General features: G+C 69.9%; 12 protein-coding genes. 7 read left to right on the forward strand and 5 right to left on the reverse strand.

The annotated features are described in order from the left end of the window. Positions 1–16 precede the first annotated feature (16 nt). Complete coding sequence (locus ACFVDP_RS18700) at positions 17–3,172, forward strand: DUF3427 domain-containing protein (RefSeq protein ID WP_383490711.1); 3,156 nt, start codon at positions 17–19, stop codon at positions 3,170–3,172. Between the two features lie 91 nt (positions 3,173–3,263). On the opposite strand, the gene ACFVDP_RS18705 is transcribed toward ACFVDP_RS18700, so the two are convergent. Beyond that, the gene (locus ACFVDP_RS18705; protein ID WP_383490713.1) at positions 3,264–4,310 is read right to left on the reverse strand and encodes a hypothetical protein; all 1,047 of its coding nucleotides are present in this window, start codon (positions 4,308–4,310) and stop codon (positions 3,264–3,266) included. Positions 4,311–4,392: 82 nt separating this feature from the next. Next, positions 4,393–4,854: a DUF3592 domain-containing protein gene (locus tag ACFVDP_RS18710; protein WP_383490715.1), complete on the reverse strand. Its 462-nt coding sequence runs from the start codon at positions 4,852–4,854 to the stop codon at positions 4,393–4,395. 144 nt (positions 4,855–4,998) lie between these two features. Between ACFVDP_RS18710 and ACFVDP_RS18715 the strand changes: the two genes are divergently transcribed. From ACFVDP_RS18715 to ACFVDP_RS18740, 6 genes are all read left to right on the forward strand, one after another. Next, a complete protein-coding gene (locus ACFVDP_RS18715; RefSeq protein WP_383490956.1) occupies positions 4,999–5,772 on the forward strand; it encodes a class E sortase in 774 nt (257 codons plus the stop codon). 11 nt (positions 5,773–5,783) lie between these two features. Then, the gene (locus ACFVDP_RS18720; RefSeq protein ID WP_383490717.1) at positions 5,784–6,005 is read left to right on the forward strand and encodes a DUF3311 domain-containing protein; all 222 of its coding nucleotides are present in this window, start codon (positions 5,784–5,786) and stop codon (positions 6,003–6,005) included. Then, entirely contained in the window at positions 5,998–7,485 is a 1,488-nt protein-coding gene (locus ACFVDP_RS18725) for a sodium:solute symporter (RefSeq protein ID WP_383490719.1), read from the forward strand. The genes ACFVDP_RS18720 and ACFVDP_RS18725 overlap by 8 nt, the downstream gene beginning before the upstream one ends. A gap of 404 nt (positions 7,486–7,889) precedes the next feature. Continuing rightward, positions 7,890–8,441, forward strand: a complete 552-nt coding sequence (locus ACFVDP_RS18730; RefSeq protein WP_383490721.1) for a sigma-70 family RNA polymerase sigma factor — start codon at positions 7,890–7,892, stop codon at positions 8,439–8,441. Next, positions 8,438–9,640 (forward strand): hypothetical protein, encoded by a 1,203-nt coding sequence (locus ACFVDP_RS18735; RefSeq protein ID WP_383490723.1) that lies wholly within the window; start codon positions 8,438–8,440, stop codon positions 9,638–9,640. Before ACFVDP_RS18730 ends, ACFVDP_RS18735 begins: the two co-directional genes overlap by 4 nt. A gap of 46 nt (positions 9,641–9,686) precedes the next feature. Next, positions 9,687–14,270, forward strand: coding sequence for an FtsK/SpoIIIE domain-containing protein (locus tag ACFVDP_RS18740; RefSeq protein WP_383490725.1), 4,584 nt, complete (start codon positions 9,687–9,689; stop codon positions 14,268–14,270). 87 nt (positions 14,271–14,357) lie between these two features. Here ACFVDP_RS18740 and ACFVDP_RS18745 read toward each other — a convergent pair whose 3' ends face one another. The 3 genes from ACFVDP_RS18745 to ACFVDP_RS18755 are packed head-to-tail and all read right to left on the reverse strand — an operon-like array spanning position 14,358 to position 16,009. After that, a complete protein-coding gene (locus ACFVDP_RS18745) occupies positions 14,358–14,669 on the reverse strand; it encodes a WXG100 family type VII secretion target (RefSeq protein WP_361548201.1) in 312 nt (103 codons plus the stop codon). Positions 14,670–14,716: 47 nt separating this feature from the next. After that, positions 14,717–15,028 (reverse strand): hypothetical protein, encoded by a 312-nt coding sequence (locus tag ACFVDP_RS18750; RefSeq protein WP_383490727.1) that lies wholly within the window; start codon positions 15,026–15,028, stop codon positions 14,717–14,719. 42 nt (positions 15,029–15,070) lie between these two features. Beyond that, a complete protein-coding gene (locus ACFVDP_RS18755) occupies positions 15,071–16,009 on the reverse strand; it encodes a serine/arginine repetitive matrix protein 2 (RefSeq protein ID WP_383490729.1) in 939 nt (312 codons plus the stop codon). Positions 16,010–16,153 lie beyond the last annotated feature (144 nt).

Here is a 16,153-nt window from a genome sequence, read left to right on the forward strand (position 1 = left end):
CCTCTACAGTGCACTCATGCCCAGACGACTTGCCTCCGGCCTCTACGAGCACATTGTCACCAATGAACTTGACCAAAGTATGGTCGAGGCGGCGGCTGAGGGCCGGGTGCAGCGCGAACCTCTGGACCCAGACGACGCTCCGGAAATCCTGGGTCGCTACGTCGGGGAACTGGTTCGCAGGACGCTGCGGGCACACGCTAAGCAGACGGGTTCAGATGGGGCTGCTCAGCGCCTGGCAGACCAGGTCGCAGCGGTCAATCGGATTGTCGAGGAGCTGGGGCGCCTCTCGCCGCTGCAGGCAGGAGACGAGGCCGCAGTTGCACACACGAATGACTTGCTGCTGGCCGTGGCGGAGCGGGCGCCTTTGCCTGGCGAGAATGTCTTTCCCCAGCGTCCGCATGTTCCCCTGGCGACTAGTGCGCTCTTCGCGAATCGCTCACGAGAGAACGTTGGCCATGCACTTCAGCGGGAGCTGGAGTCGGCTGACCGCGTCGATCTGATCTGCGCCTTTATAAAGTGGTCTGGTCTGAGGATTTTGTTGAGGAAACTCAAAGAGGTCCATCGTCGCAACAGACGTCTGCGAGTCATCACGACAACGTACATGGGTGCCACGGATCAGCGTGCCATTGATGCACTGGTCGAACTAGGCGCTGAAGTGCGGATCTCTTATGAGACGCAAGCGACGCGACTGCATGCCAAGGCGTGGCATTTCTATCGTGAGAGCGGTACATCAACTGCCTATGTTGGCTCATCCAACATGTCGAAGGCTGCCCTCGTTGACGGGCTGGAGTGGAACGTTCGTCTTTCTCAGCTAGAGTCCCCAACGCTCGTCACGTCGATCACGGATACGTTCGAGGAGTACTGGGAGGATCCGGCATTCGAGCCGTACGACCCTAGGAGTGACCGAGACCGCACGCGGCTTGCCGGTGCATTGAAGGCCGAGCGTAACGGCCCGGCTCAGCTCCCCATTGAGTTTGCCCCGTTCGACATTCAGCCTCACCCGCATCAGCGCGAGGTCCTGGATGAACTGCAGGTACAACGGGAACTCCATGAACATCACCGCAACCTCGTTGTCATGGCGACTGGTACCGGAAAGACAGTGGTGTCCGCCCTTGATTACCGTGCCCTGAGGCAGGCAGGGAAAGTGGACAGCCTGCTCTTCGTTGCGCACCGAGAGTCGATCCTGAAGCAGAGTCGGTCAGTCTTTCGGCACGTGCTGAAGGATGGAGAATTTGGCAGGTTGTACGTCGGAGATGAACGCCCTGAAGAGTGGCGTCATGTCTTTGCTTCGATTCAGTCCCTTAATAGTTCGGGGTACGAGCGACTGCACCCGGAACACTTCGACATGGTGATTGTGGACGAGTTCCACCACGCGGGCGCTCGTACGTATGGCGAGCTCCTCGATCACATTGAACCGAAAGAACTGCTAGGCCTCACAGCCACCCCGGAGCGTGCCGATCAGTTCGACATCACGCGGTGGTTCGAAGGTCGTACTGCAGTCGATCTGCGGTTGTGGGAAGCTATCGAGCGCGGCCTACTGGTGCCCTTTCACTACTTCGGCATCAATGATGAGACTGATCTCCGGAGCTTGCGCTTCAGTCGCCGAAGCGGATATCAAATCCGTGAGCTGGAGCAGCTCTACACCGGAGACGATGCCCGCGTCCGCATCATTCTGAATGAGATCCGAGAGAAGGTCCTCGACCCGAGCGCGATGCATGCCCTCGGCTTCTGCGTATCTGTCGCTCATGCCCGCTACATGGCAAAGAAGTTCACCGAGGCAGGCTTGCCGTCCCAGGCGCTGACCGGTGAGTCCAGTTCGCAGGAGCGCGAGCAAGCAGTGTCGGCGCTCATCCGGGGGAGTATCAAGGTGCTCTTCACTGTGGAGTTGTTCAACGAAGGCGTTGACATCCCTTGCGTCGATACGGTCCTGCTCTTGCGCCCCACGGAGAGCGCTACGGTCTTCCTGCAGCAGCTTGGTCGTGGTTTGCGCCATGCGGAGAACAAGACCAGCTTGACCGTGCTGGATTTCATTGGTGCCCAGCACGCTGGCTTCCGATTTGAGCCGTCGATGCGTGCACTGACCGGAGCTGGCCACCGCCAGGTCGCCCAGGAGGTTGAGCAGGGCTTTCCTACACTTCCTAGTGGCTGCGCAGTTCAACTGGACCACGTGGCGCGGAAGTACGTGCTCGACAGCCTCAAGCGCACACTGAAGCCGCGCTGGGGGCAGTCGGTCGAGGAGCTGAAGCAGCTGGGGAACGTACCGCTGGGTAAGTTCCTGGAGAGTACGAGTACCGAGATCGAGGACCTGTATCGCTTCGGGCGAGGCACGTGGAGCGAACTCAGAGAGCAAGCAGGCCTGCCCGTACTTGCGCCGGGCCCTGCTGACAGCAAGCTCTCCAATGCGCTGCGCCGTTCCCTGCATATCGACGATCCTGAACGCCTGACCTACTTTGCTCTCCTAGCTGAGGCCGAGAGCCTGGACGATCTAGAGGTTGGCGTTCGCGACTGGCCCGCAGAGCGTCTACAGCGGCTTGCCGCCATGGCGAACAGCGTCCTGTGGGGCGACGCTCTGCTAGCTAGTCCTGCTGAGTCGGCCGTAGAGCGGATTCTGGCTGAGCATCGCCGGAGAGAGGAACTGCAGCAGCTTGTACCCGAGCTTCGCGAGCGACTGCAGCGAATTACTCGGCCACTCGATCCGGATGGGGCAAACCCGTTGCACGTCCACGCCCACTACACCAGGGCAGAGGCTGAGGCGGCGTTCGGCGGTGAATACAAAGGTCAGCCCACGGGGGTGAAGTGGTTCGCGGGCGAGCAGGCCGACGTGTTCTTCATCGACCTGGTCAAGTCCGAGAAACTTCTCTCTGAGGCGACCAGGTACGAGGATCGCGTCATCAGCCCGAGACGCTTCCAATGGGAAACGCAGAACCGGACATCGGAGAGCTCCGAGACGGGCGAGCGTTACATCAACCATCGGGACCGCGGTAGCAGCCTGCACCTGTTCATCCGCGAGACGAAGAAGGCCGACGGTTTGCTGGGTGCACCTTCGTACGTGTACGTGGGCCCGGCCACGTACGTATCCCACCAGAACTCCCGCCCGATGCGGCTCACTTTGGAGCTGGAGCACACGCTTCCGGTGGACCTTTACCGTCGGTGGTCTCAGCTCTCTGGGTAGGCGACGCCTCCTGCAAACAACCCTTCAGCGCTTCAACCGTTGTCACCGGCCGGGAGCTGACAGCCGTCCCGGCCGGTGTTCCGGTTCGTCGCTACAGGGCCTGTGCGCCGCCCCCATGGCACCCCGAGTAGGGGCTCCCCGACCCGCACCAACAAACCGCCCCCTGCGCAGGCGGCCACTCCGTAGCCAGCCCCCGAGCGGCCAGCGTCGTCGCGTACTGCGGCAGCAGCGACGTGTCGTTCGGGGACGAGGCCTCCGATGCCGCGAAGGCCTCGTAGGAAGGGACCGTGCCCGTGACGATGCCCAGGTTTGCCGTGCCGGAGGCCGACAGTTCGCGCAGGGAGGCCTCTATCGACGTCAAGTGCGCCTCGTAGGACGGGTATTCGGAGGTCAGCGCGGGGTACGCCGCGATCAGTTCCGCGTACTCCGTCGACGGCCAGTGGAGGACGGCCACCGGGAACGGGCGGGACAGGGCCTCGCGGTAGGTGCCCAACTCGGCGCGGAGGCGGGAGATTTCGGCCTGGAGTTCTGCCGGGTTCTCCGAGCCGAGGGACCACAGGCGCTTGGGGTCGTGGAGTTCGTCGAGGGAGACCGGGGTGCGGTTGGCCTGGTCGGCGAGGGCGTCCCACTCGTCGTGCTCGGCGCCCAGGAGGCGGCGGACGCGGTGCCGGCCCAGGAGGAGGGGGTGCTTGGCGAGGGGGACGCCCGCCTCCCGCTCCGACGCCGGGACGAGGAGTTCCAGCGCCTCCGTGAACGTCTCGTGGGCCTGCTCCAGCTCGTCGTGCTGCTCCAGGGACTCGGCCACGATCACCCACGGCGCCGGTTCGCGCGGAGCGGTCGCGCGCAGGCCCGTGATGATGGCGTTGGCCTCCGCCTCGTGACCGTACTCCCACAGGTTCGCGGCCTTGAGGGCGCGGATCAGCGACGGGTCGTGGACGTCCGGCGCGGCGAGCAGGCCGTCGTAGAGCGTCGTGGCGCGCTCGCGGTCGTCGGCGAGTTCGTAGTGGGCCGCGGCCTGGAGGAGCAGGGGTTCCGCGTCCTCGGGATACATGTCCGCCGTGCGCTCCAGGCGCTCGGCTTCCGCTACGTGGTCGGCACGGTCGTTCTCAGCGGGCGTGGCAGGCGTGTCGGGGCGCATGAGGGACACCGTACTGCCGGAATCCGCAGGGCGGACCTCCCGTATCGAGCGGGGTGGGTGGCCGCGCCGCGGGGGAGCGCCCTCAGTAATGCGAGAGAGCGCCCCAGTAGTGCGGGCGCAGGTCGTTCACGACGTACGCCAGGCGGCAGACCACCACGATCAGGGTTCCGGCCCACAGGAAGGTGCCCAGGTACATGCCGCGGACGCAGGAGCGGTACCAGGTGTCCGTCTCCAGGGCGGCCAGCTCCGGCCGGGAGGGGTCGAAGCGGACGCGGACCCGGGCGCCCTCCGGCAGGGCGTGCGCGCCGGAGGCGTCGGGGAGGGCCACCTCGCGGGCGGTGCCGTCGTCGGCCGTCCAGGACACCACCGGGTGCAGCGTCGCGTACGTGGCCTCGCGCGACGCCGTGTGGCCGGTGACCGTCGCCTCGGCCACCGTGCCCGTCGTGCGGCGCAGGGTCTCCTTCGCGAGCCGGACCACGGACCCCGCCGTCAGGGCTATACCGGTGAGGAACGGGAGCAGGGCGAGGAGCCAGAGTGTGGTCATGGGCGCCACAGTAGGGGCGCACGCCGGAGCCTGTTCGGGCTTTGGTCCGGAGAGGGTTCGGGCTTCGCTCTGGATAGTTCGGGCCGCTCGATCTATCTTGCGCGCGTGCCGCAACGTACGCGTACGGACAGCAGGCCCCAGGTCGTGGCGCAGGGGCGCCGCGCCCGGCCGACGCCCGTCCGCGTCCTGTGGGGCGGCGCCGAGGTCGCCGTCACCGTCGGGCTGGTCCTGCTGCTGCTCGTCGTGCACCAGCTGTGGTGGACCAACCGGCAGGCCAGGGCCGGGGCCGAGCGGCAGGTGCAGTCCCTTGAGCGGCAGTGGGGGCAGGAACAGGGAGGGGGCGAGCCGTCCCCGAGTGAAGAGCCCGCCCCGGCAGGCGGCGGCGCCGACGACGATCCCGCCGTGAGCCGTAGTCCCGCGAAGGGACAGGCCGGCCGGACCGCGGCCGCCGCTCCCCGGCCCGACTACGACCAGGCCTACGCCATCATCTCCATCCCGCGGCTCGGGCTGCGGGCGCCCGTGGCGCAGGGCGTCAGCAAGCCGAACGTCCTCAACCACGGCTACGTCGGCCACTACCCGGGCACCGCGCAGCCGGGCGGCGCCGGGAACTTCGCGCTGGCCGGGCACCGCAACACGCACGGGGAACCGTTCCGCTACATCAACCGGCTGCGCCGCGGCGACACCGTGTCCGTGCAGACCAAGAGCGCCACGTACACGTACGTCGTCGACAAGACCCTCGGGCAGACGTCGGCGAGCGACGGCGGTGTCATCGGTCCCGTGCCGCGCAGCCGGGTCGTGCCGTCCGCCGGGTACAGCCAGCCCGGGTACTACATCACCCTCACCACCTGTACGCCCGAGTTCACCTCCAAGTACCGGCTGGTGGTGTGGGGGAAGCTGAGCCGGATGACGCCCCGATAGGCTCCGTTTCCGTGATCAAACGGCCTCATCTGCTCTGGCTCCTCGTGCCCTTCGTGCTGTACATCGGCGCGCTCCCGTTCGTGAACCGCGTCGAACCGGTGCTGCTCGGGCTGCCGTTCCTGTTCGTGTGGCTGCTCGGCGCGACGCTGCTCACGCCCGTCGCCGTGTGGCTGACCTGGCGCGGCGACCAGAAGCTTCGCGGCGAGCAGGGGAAGGGGACCGGGCATGAGTGACGGAGCCGTCGCCACCACCGTCTTCGGGTTCTTCATGGCCGTCACCGTCGCCCTCGGGCTGCTCGCCGTGCGCGGCAAGGGCCGGGGCGGCGGGCTCGCCGAGTGGTCGGTGGGCGGGCGGTCGCTGGGGGCCGTGTTCATCTGGGTGCTGATGGCGGGGGAGGGGTACACCAGCTTCAGCTATCTCGGGGCCGCCGGGTGGGGGTACAACTTCGGCGCCCCGGTGCTGTACGTCGTCGCCTACATGTCGTGCGGATACGCCGTCGGCTACGTCGTCGGGCCGATGCTCTGGGCGTACGCGCGCCAGCACGGCCTCGTCAGCATCACCGACATGGTCGCCCACCGGTTCGGGCGGCCGTGGGTCGGCGCCGCGGTCGCCGTGCTCGTGACCGTCTTCCTGCTGCCCTACATCCAGTTGCAGATCACGGGGATGGGGGTGGTCGTGTCCACCATTTCCTACGGTGCCATCAGCCTCAACTGGGCCTATTTCATCGGCTTCGCCGTCACGACCGGGTTCGTGGTGGTGAGCGGGCTGCGCGGCAGCGCCTGGGTGTCCGTACTGAAGGACCTGCTGGTCATCGTGACGCTCGCGTTCCTCGCGCTGTACGTTCCCGTGCACTACTTCGACGGGTACGGGGACTTCGTCGGGCGGCTCGTCGACGAGAAGAGCGCGTGGCTGACGCTGCCGGGGAGCGGCGGATCGCCCTATGGGGAGGCCTGGTTCGCGACTACGACCTTTCTGAACGCGCTGACCGTCGTCATCTTCCCGACCACCGTCGCCGGGTATCTGGGCGCGCGCAGCGCCGACGGGCTGCGGCGCAACGCCATCTGGCTGCCCGCCTACAACATCCTGCTCTTCGTGCCGATGCTGCTGGGGATGGCCGCGCTGTTCGTCGTGCCCGGGCTGACCGGCGCCGACTCGAACCTCGCGCTGTTCAAGCTGGTCGTCGACTCGCTGCCGGCCTGGGCCGTCGGGGTCATCGGGGTCGCGGCCGCGCTGTCCTCGATCGTGCCGATGGCGGTGTTCATGCTGGTCATCGGCACGATGTGGGGGAGCAGCGTGTTCTCGCTCGTGCCGCGGTGGCGGGAGTCGTCGCAGGCGCAGAAGACGTGGTCGCAGGTGGTCGTGGTCGTCGCCGGGGGGCTGGCTCTTGTGCTGACGTACGGCGCGCCCAACACGCTGGTGCGGCTGTCTCTCATCTCGTACGAGGGGATGGCGCAGTTGGTGCCGATGTTGTTGGTGGGGTTGTTGTGGCGGCGGTTGAGTCTGGTGGGGGCGCTCAGTGGGCTTGTGGTGGGGGTGGGGGTCGTCTGTGGGCTGGTGTTCAGCGGGCGCGATCCTGTGTTCGGGGTGAACGCCGGGATCGTTGCCCTCGGGGCCAATGTTGTGGTCATGCTTTTGGTGACGTACGGGCGTTCGGCTGATCGGGATTCGCGGGCCGACCGGGATGTGCTGGCCCGGGATCCTGTTGTCGGCTGACGGTCCGGTGGCCTCTTCTCGCGCCGTTCCCCGCGCCCCTGGAGCGTGCGCTTCGCGCTGCTCCTCCCGTTGTCGGGTGCCGGTCGGTGGCCGCTTCTCGCGCAGTTCCCCGCGCCCCTGCGGGGCGCATGCCCGAACGGGCATTCATATCTTGCTGAGCGGTGGTTTCGGGCGCGGCGTCGTGGAACCCGCCGGCCTAATTCCGAAGCGAACTGCCGATGAATTTCCGGGTATTGCGGACCGCTCCGACCAGGCAGGACGGCGTGTCGGCGGGCTCAAAGGCGGCTCGCCGAGGCGAACTTGTAAAATCTGCGCATCATTTGAGGTTTTCCGTAGTCGGCTATTCCTATTATGGGCCGGTGTTCTTGGTAGATCCCCCACCCATGAGCCGTTCAGGAGCAAGCATGCGCACCGCTCGGACCTCCTCACCTCTGCGCGAGGGAAACATCACGCCGCGAAGAACGTCCGACGGCGGCGTCCCGCCCGCCGAGCCGCACCGCGCCAGGCTGTTGCGCTACGTCCTGCGGCTCACCGCGGGCGACGCCCACCGGGCCGAGGACATCGTGCAGGAGACCATGCTGCGGGCCTGGCTCTTCTGGGACCGCGGCGCCCTGCGGGACGAGGAGCACCGCCAGGCCTGGCTGTTCACCGTCGCGCGCAACCTCGCCGTCGACGCCCACCGCCGTGAGCGCTGCATACCGGTGGGCGCCGTGCCCGAACCCCTGCTGACCCGGCCCGCCGGCACCGACATCGCTGACAACGTAGTCAACCGCCAGCTCATCGCGACGGCCATGGCACGGCTCTCGTCCGAACACCGCGAGGTACTGGCGCGGGTGCACCTCGGTGACGAGTCGGGCGAGGACACCGCGCGGGCGCTCGGCGTACCGAAGGGCACCGTCAAGTCCCGTACCCACTACGCGCTGCGGGCCCTGCGGCGGGAGGTCCAGGCCGCGTGAGGAACGTCGACCCCTTCGCGTTCTTCCGCGAGCACCAGGACACGATCTTCCGCTGGCTCGGCCTGGCCGGGGCGCTGCTGGTGATCTTCCTGCTGCTGCGGATCGTCGCGAGGCGCCTGGGCGGCTGGCGGCGCGCGTGGCGCCGGGCCCGGCGCGAGACCGCCGTGACCGCCTACGCCTTCGTGGCGCCGATGCGCACCTGGTACGTCCACCACAAGGACCGCAGACTGCTGCGCCGCCTGCTCGGCGACCCCGTGACGTGGCGGGACGCGGAACGCGCCCTGACCGCGGCCCGCCTTGCCGCCGCCCCGGCCCGCCCCTACGCCGTCCTGGTCAGTGCCGAGTCGGTGAGCGTGCTGCTCGCCGGGCGTGAGATGCCGGAGCCCACCGGCTGCTGGCACGAGGCGCCGGACGCGACAGGGGAGTGGCGGGCCAACCGCGACGAACTGCCGCTGGTGACACCGGAGGCCGACGCCGTACCACCGCTGCTGATCGCGCTCGGCGCCACCGACACGCAGGCGGCGTTCCTGGACGCGGCGACCGGCCCGGCCTCCCTCTGCGTCGAAGGCCACCCGCAGGCCGCGCCGCCCCTGCTCCAGGCCATCGCGGCGCAGCTCGACGCGCGGCTGCCCGCCTCGCTCGTGATCGTCGCCGAGGGCGTCCACCGCGACTTCGACGGCCCGCCCGTGCGAGAGGCCTACCGCACGGCGGAAGAGGCGCTGCCGCGGCTCAACATCCCGCCGTTCCTCATCGCCCGCGAACTCCCCGACCCGCTGCCCGCGGGACTCGCCTCGCCCCGCCCGCCCTGCCGCGTCGTGCTGCTCGGCGCCGGACGCGGCCACACCCGGACGCTGCTGACCGACCGCCACGGCCAGGTCCTGCTGACGGGCACGCCGCTGCTCGTGCGGGCCAAGGCACTGGGACGGGCGCTGCCGAAGGTGCTGTGGCGGCTGCCCGCGGTCCTGCCGCCCGCGCCGATGGGCTCGCGCTCGCCCGAGCGGCAGAGCACCGACCTCTTCGAGGAAGAGCCCGTGGCAGCCTGGACGGCCGAGCCCGGCACGGGCGTGCCCGCGCCGTGGGAGGCGTCCGCGGGCGTCCCCGCCCCGCAGGAGGTGGGCGCGGTGCAGCACGCACCCGCGCCGGCCCCCGCGCCGCTGAAGTCGGTTCCCCCGCCGCCGCGTCACAGCCCCGGCAGCTGAGCCCCGTAACCCTCCCCCACTCGAACCACGACCCCGTTGGACCGACGTGAAACTCATAGTCACCACCGCCGACCCGAGCGGCAGACGCGCGGACCACATGCTGGACGTGCCGGACGGCGCCACCGTCGGCGACCTCGGTGAGGCGCTCGGCGCCGAACCCCTCTTCCTCGACGGGAAGCGCCTGACCCGCGAGACGCCCCTCGCGGGCAGCGGAGTGCGCGACGGCTCCGTGCTGGGCGCGGGCGAGCCCGTGGCCGTGCCCAGCGCCACCCGGTCCTGGGAACCGCCGGACGCCGAACCGGTCATCGCCGAGATCCACCACGTCGGCGGCCCCGGCGCCGGCCGGGTCTGGCGGCTCGGCCCCGGCAGCCACGAAGTCGGCACCGACCGCGGCTGCGCGCTGCGCCTCACCGGCGGCGACGCCCCGGAGAACGGCGTGTGGATCACCGTCGCCACCGACGGCACCGCCACCTTCCGGCTCCCCAAGGACGCCGACCCCGACACGTGCGGGCTGCGCAGCCTCACGCCGCCACCGCCCGTCGACCCGGAGACGGGCACGCCGCTGACCGCGGAGGAACCCGCGGGCCGGCAGGACGGCGGCCCCGGCGGACACACCGCCGACCCCGAACCCGCGGGACCCGACGGCCTCCCGGAGGAACCCCCGCTCCCGCCGGTCTCCCAACTCCCGCCGCCGCAGGACGAGTCGGCGCCCTGGCCCGCGTACGCCGACCTCTCCCTCGGCGACCACCTGCTGCGCCTGGGCACACCCTTCGAACCGGACGCCGCCGTCAACGCGGCGCCGGACGGCGTGGGCGTGGAGTACAACCGGCCGCCGCGCATCGCGCCCCACCTGGACCAGGAGTCGCTGACGATGCCGGGCCCGCCCGGCAAACAGGGGCCGCGGCCGTTCCCGTTCCTCATGATGATGGCGCCGCTGGCGATGGGCCTCGTCATGATGAGCCTGTTCCGGTCCTTCTACTTCGTCATCTTCATCTTCTTCACGCCTGTCATGGCCGTGGGTAACTGGGTCATCGGCCGCCGTACCGGACGCCGCCAACAGGCCGACGCACTGCGGGTGTTCCGCATCCGCCGGGCCGCCCTCGAACGGGAGATGCGGCGCTCCACCGTCGACGAGCGCGAGGTGCGCGGGGAGACCTTCCCCGACCCCGCCGGGATCCTGCTGACCGCGGTCGGTCCGGGCCACCGGCTGTGGCAGCGCAGGCGCCGCGACCCCGACTGGCTGACGCTGCGCCTCGGCACCGTCACCCGGCCCTCCCTCAAGCGCATCCACGACCAGGCCCGCGACACCAACCACCGCGAGGTGCACTGGCGCCTGGCCGACGTGCCGTTCGGCGTCGAACTCGCGGACTTCGGCGTGGTCGGCGTCAGCGGCGGCTCCGGCACCCCGCGCACCGTCGCGCGCTGGGCCGTCGCCCAGGCGGCCGCCCTGCACAGCCCGCGCGACCTGCGCATCGTCGTCCTCACCACCGACGCCCACGCGAAGGACTGGGACTGGGTGCGCTGGCTGCCCCATCTGCGGCCCGCCCGCACCGAGGCGGCCGTCATCGCGCTCGGCAGCGACCCGGAATCCACCGCGCACCGCGTCAGCGAACTCGTCGGCGACGTCCAGGCGCGCCTCGCGGCCGCCGCCTCGCCGCTCGCCGACGCGCTCGCCCGCGAGCCCGACGTGCTCGTCGTGATGGACGGCGCGCGCCGGCTGCGGGACGTGCCCGGCGTGGTGCAGGTCCTCACCCAGGGACCGCAGGTGCGGATCTTCAGCCTCTGCCTCGACGAGCGGGAACGACTGCTGCCCGAGGAGTGCCACGTCGTCGTCACCGCGTCCGGCAGCCGCCTCAGCGTCCGCGCCTCCGGCGTGCCCTCCGTCACCGACGTCCGCGCCGACCTGGTCGACACCGACTGGTGCGAGGAAGTCGCCCGCGCCCTGTCCCCGGTCCGCGACGTCACGCTCGACAGCGACTCCGGACTGCCCGACGGCGTACGGCTGCTGCCGCTGCTCGACCTGGAGCCGCCGGAGGCCAACCGGCTGGTGCGCTCCTGGGCCCGCCACCCCGCCTCGACCACGTTCACCCTGGGCAGCGGCTACGAAGGGGCGCTCCGCGTCGACCTCGTCCGCGACGGCCCGCACGTGCTCATCGGCGGGACGACCGGCTCCGGCAAGTCCGAACTGCTCCAGACAATGATCGCCTCGCTGGCCGCGGCCAACCGCCCGGACGAACTGGCCTTCGTCCTCGTCGACTACAAGGGCGGCAGCGCGTTCCGCGAATGCGCCGAACTGCCGCACGCCCTCGGCATGATCACCGACCTGGACGGCCACCTCGTCCGGCGCGCGCTGTCGTCACTCGACGCCGAACTCAAGCGCCGCGAGCGGCTCCTCGCGGAGGTCGGGGCGAAGGACCACCCCGAGTACCGGGCCAAGCGCGCCCGCGACCCGAAGCTCGCGCCACTGCCCCGACTGCTGCTCGTCATCGACGAGTTCGCGACCCTGGTGCGGGAACTGCCCGACTTCATCCCCGGCCTGGTCAGCCTCGCGCAGCGCGGCCGCTCGCTCGGCATCCACCTGGTGCTCGCCACCCAGCGGCCCAGCGGATCGGTGTCGAACGAGATCAGGGCCAACACCAACCTCCGCATCGCGCTGCGGGTCACCGACCGCGCGGAGAGCCAGGACATCATCAGCGCCCCCGACGCCGCCGGCATCTCCGCCCACACCCCGGGCCGCGCCCTGCTGCGCCGGGGCGCGGGCGCGCCGACACCGTTCCAGACCGCGTGGGTGGGCGCCGAGCGCCCCGGCGCCGAGGACGGCGAGGCCGACGAGGAGCGCACCCGCACCGTGCGGGGCACCGAGCTGACCTGGGGACGCCTCGGCCGCCCGCCCCGCGAGGACGACGACGGCGAGGGCGACGACCTGTTCTCCGCCGAGGAACGCCCCACCGACCTGCGGGCGCTGGTCGACGCCGCCATCGCGGCGACCGTCCGGCTGGACGACTTCGAGCAGCAGCCCAGCCCGTGGCTGCCCTCGCTGGAGGACCGGCTCAGCCTGGACGAGCTGCCGCCCGCCGAGGAACCCGCCGGTGACCTGCCGCCGGTCCCGTACGGCCTGCTGGACCTGCCCTCGTCGCAGGAACGGCGCCTGGGAACCATCGACTTCGCCACCTTCGGACACCTCTACGTCATCGGCTCCCCGCGCTCGGGCCGCACCCAGCTGCTGCGCACCGTCGCCGGTTCCGCGGCGAACACGCTCTCCAGCGCCGACCTGCACCTCTACGGCATCGACGCGGCCGGCGGCGGGCTCTCCGCGCTGGAGTCGCTGCCGCACTGCGGCGCGGTCGTCTCCCGGCACGACGCGGAGCGCCTGGAACGCCTCATCGGACGCCTCGGCGCCCAGCTCACCGCCCGCCAGCGCCTCATCGCCCAGGAGGGCTGCGCGAACATCACCGAGGTGCGCCGGCGGGTACCGGCCGACCGGCGGCCCGCGCACCTGCTGCTGATGATCGACGGCTGGGACGCCCTCAGCGGCATGCTCGACGACTACGACGGCGGCCGCCTCCACGACGAGGTCGTACGGCTGCTGCGCGAGGGCGCCGCCGCCGGCATGCACGTCATGGCCACCTCCGAGCGGCTGCTCCTCGGCGGCCGCCTCGCCGCGCACAACGACCGCCGCCTGCTGCTCCGCCAGGCCGACCCGAGCGACTACAACCTGGCGGGCATGCCCCGCAATCAGGCACCCACCCATGTGCCGCCGGGCCGCGGCTGGCACGCGCCCAGCGGCGTCGAGACCCAGGTGGCGCTGCTCGGCGCGGCCGGTGACGGCGAGCCGGGGGCCGACGTCGACCAGGCCTCCGCGCTGCGGGCCATCGGCAAGGCGGCGACCGACCGGGACCGGACGGTATCCGCCGCGCGGCGCCCCTTCCGGGTGGAGGCGCTGCCCGGCGGCGTCACCTTCCAGGAGACGATGGCCGCGGTGCCGACCGCGCGCCGCAAGCCGCTGACCGCGCTGCTCGGCGTCGGCGGCGACGAGGCGAAGCCGCTGCTCGTCGACTTCGCCGAGGGCGGCGGCTCGTTCGTCGTGGCGGGCCCGCCCCGCACCGGGCGGTCCACGACGCTGGTGGCGATGAGTGTGTCGCTGCTGCTCTCCGGCACGGCGCTGATCATCCTCACGCCGCGGTCCTCGCCCCTGCGCGGTCTCGCCGGACACGACCTGGTCAACCTGCTGCCCGATCCCGACCCGTCGGCGGACGCGGTGAGCGCCGCGCTGAAGGAGGTACGGGACCGGCCCGCGGTGGTCGTGGTGGACGACGCCGACCTGATGCTCAGCTGCGCGGCCGACAAGGTCCTTCGGGAAGTGGCCAGTTCGGGCCGCGACCGGGGGCTCGGGCTGCTGCTCGCCGGTCTGCCCGAGTCGATGTCGACGCTGGGCTGGGTGGGCGTGGCCCGCCGGGCGCGTCAGGGTGTGCTGCTCGGCCCGAAGAGCATCGGCGAGGGCGACCTCATCGGCACCCGGATCTCCGCGGAGCAGGTCCGGATGGCGCTGCCGGTGGGCCGGGGCTGGACGGCAGGAGAGTCCGGCGCGGCCGTCGCGGTCCAGGTCCCGTTCACGACGCTGAGCGACTGAGCCGAGCGACCGACGGGCGGGCCCCGACGCCCGGCGACACGAGAGGGCCGGTACCCCGGTAAGGGGTGCCGGCCCTCTCGCTCGCGGTCACTTGCCGGCGTTCTGCACCGAGGTCGTGATGTCGGAGTCCGCCTGCGCAAGGCCTTCGGCGATCTTGGAGAAGGTGTCGGCGAACGACTGGATGCCCTGCGAGGACTCCTTCAACTGCCTGCTGAAGTCGTCGTAGGAGTCCTGGAGCGCCTTGCTGGCCTTCTCGAGCACCAGGCCGTCCTGGAGGAGACCCGAGACGGTCGTCTCCAGGTTGGCCAGCTCGTGCGAGATGTCGGCGAGCTTGTGGCTCATCGTGGAGGCGGTCGTCGCCACCTGGTCGTAATCGGCGTAGATGTCGGTGTTAGCCATCGTGCTCAGTCTCCGTCCTGATGTGGGTGGGTGGTGCCGGCCGTGACCTACTTGCCGCTGCTGGCGACCTTCTCCGCGATGTCCGCGTCCATCGACTCGAAGCTCGTCTTGATCTGACGGAACTGGTCGGCGAAGGACTTGATCGCGTTCATCGCGTCGGTGAGCTTGGTGTTGAAGTCGTTGTACTGGTCGGTGAGCTGGGGGCTGGACTTGCTCAGCACCAGACCGTTGGTGAGGAGGTTCTCCACCTCCTGCTTGGCCTCGCTCATGCGCGGCACCAGCGTGGAGTCGACACTGGTGTCGAGCACGCCGGAGACCCGCTCGATCTCGGGGTAGCTCAGGGCGATGTTGCCGGCCATGGGTTTTCCTCTCCTGTGGGTGAAGCGGGGTGCGGGGGATGGTCAGTCGTCGTCCCCGTCGTCCTGTTCCTCCCAGTCGGCGTCGGGGCCGCTGCGGGTGGAGACGGTGGTTTCCCCGTCGTCGTCGGTCTCCGTCATCGTTCCGGAGCCGTCGTCGTCGATGACGACCTTCGTGGTGGTCGTGGAGCCGTCGGCGTAGTCCGTGGTGATGGTGTAGTCGCGGGCGTCGAACTGATCGCCCTCGGGACCGACCATCTTCGGCGCGCTGTCGTAGACAGTGGTCGAGGTGTAGGACTGGCCGTCCGTGCTCGTGATCTTCTGGGTCTCTTTCATGACGTTGTTGTCGTCGTCGAGTTCGACCGTCACGTCGACCTTGCCCTTGCTGTCCTCGTACGAGTACGAGGTGGGCGGGTTCTCCGCGGGCTTGGGCGGTTCCTCGCCGGGGTTGATGGGCGCCGTACCGGCCGCGTCGTCCGCCTTCCACGCGGTGCAGAAGGCGGGCGCGTCCGGGCTGGTGCACACCATGCGGATCGAGTCGTCGGGATGTTCCGCGAAGTAGTCGTCGGCGCCGATCTTCTCCAGATAGGCGTCCCAGTCGGACTTGTCCTGCACCCACTCGTCGTGGGCCGCCTTCTCGTTGCGCCAGTCGCCGAGCCCGATGCTCTGGCCCATGAGGCCGGCCGAGCCCGCGAGTTGCGCGTCGGCGTCGAAGAAGGTGTTCGCGACCGAGGCGAACATGTCGGCCAGCTGGTTCAGGCCGTCCTTGGCGTCCTTGGTGCGGCTGGAGGAGCGCCGGTAGAAGAGATTGAACGAGGTGGAGAGCCCGGCGTGACCGAGCGTGCCGCGCCGGTCCGAGGCGCTCGCCTCGCCCATCTCCTTGAACGCGCCCGTGGCGCCGCCCGAGTCGGCCTGGTCGGCCAGGGAGTGCATCTTCTGCTGGACCTGCTGCAGAAGCGAATAGTCGATAGAGAAGTCCGCCACCTGTTCGCCTTCCCCTCGCGGAGCCTCACGGGTCTGTGCCGCCCCGTCCACGCACCACGGGCCCCTGTGGTTCACCTCCCGCCCCGACGGATTCCGCGGCCCGCGGAAAATCCGGATTCCGGCCGCATTCCGCGGCCTCTCGAA

Origin of the sequence: Streptomyces sp. NPDC057694 (assembly GCF_042799415.1) — a bacterium.
In the GTDB taxonomy this organism is placed as follows: Bacteria; Actinomycetota; Actinomycetes; order Streptomycetales; family Streptomycetaceae; genus Streptomyces.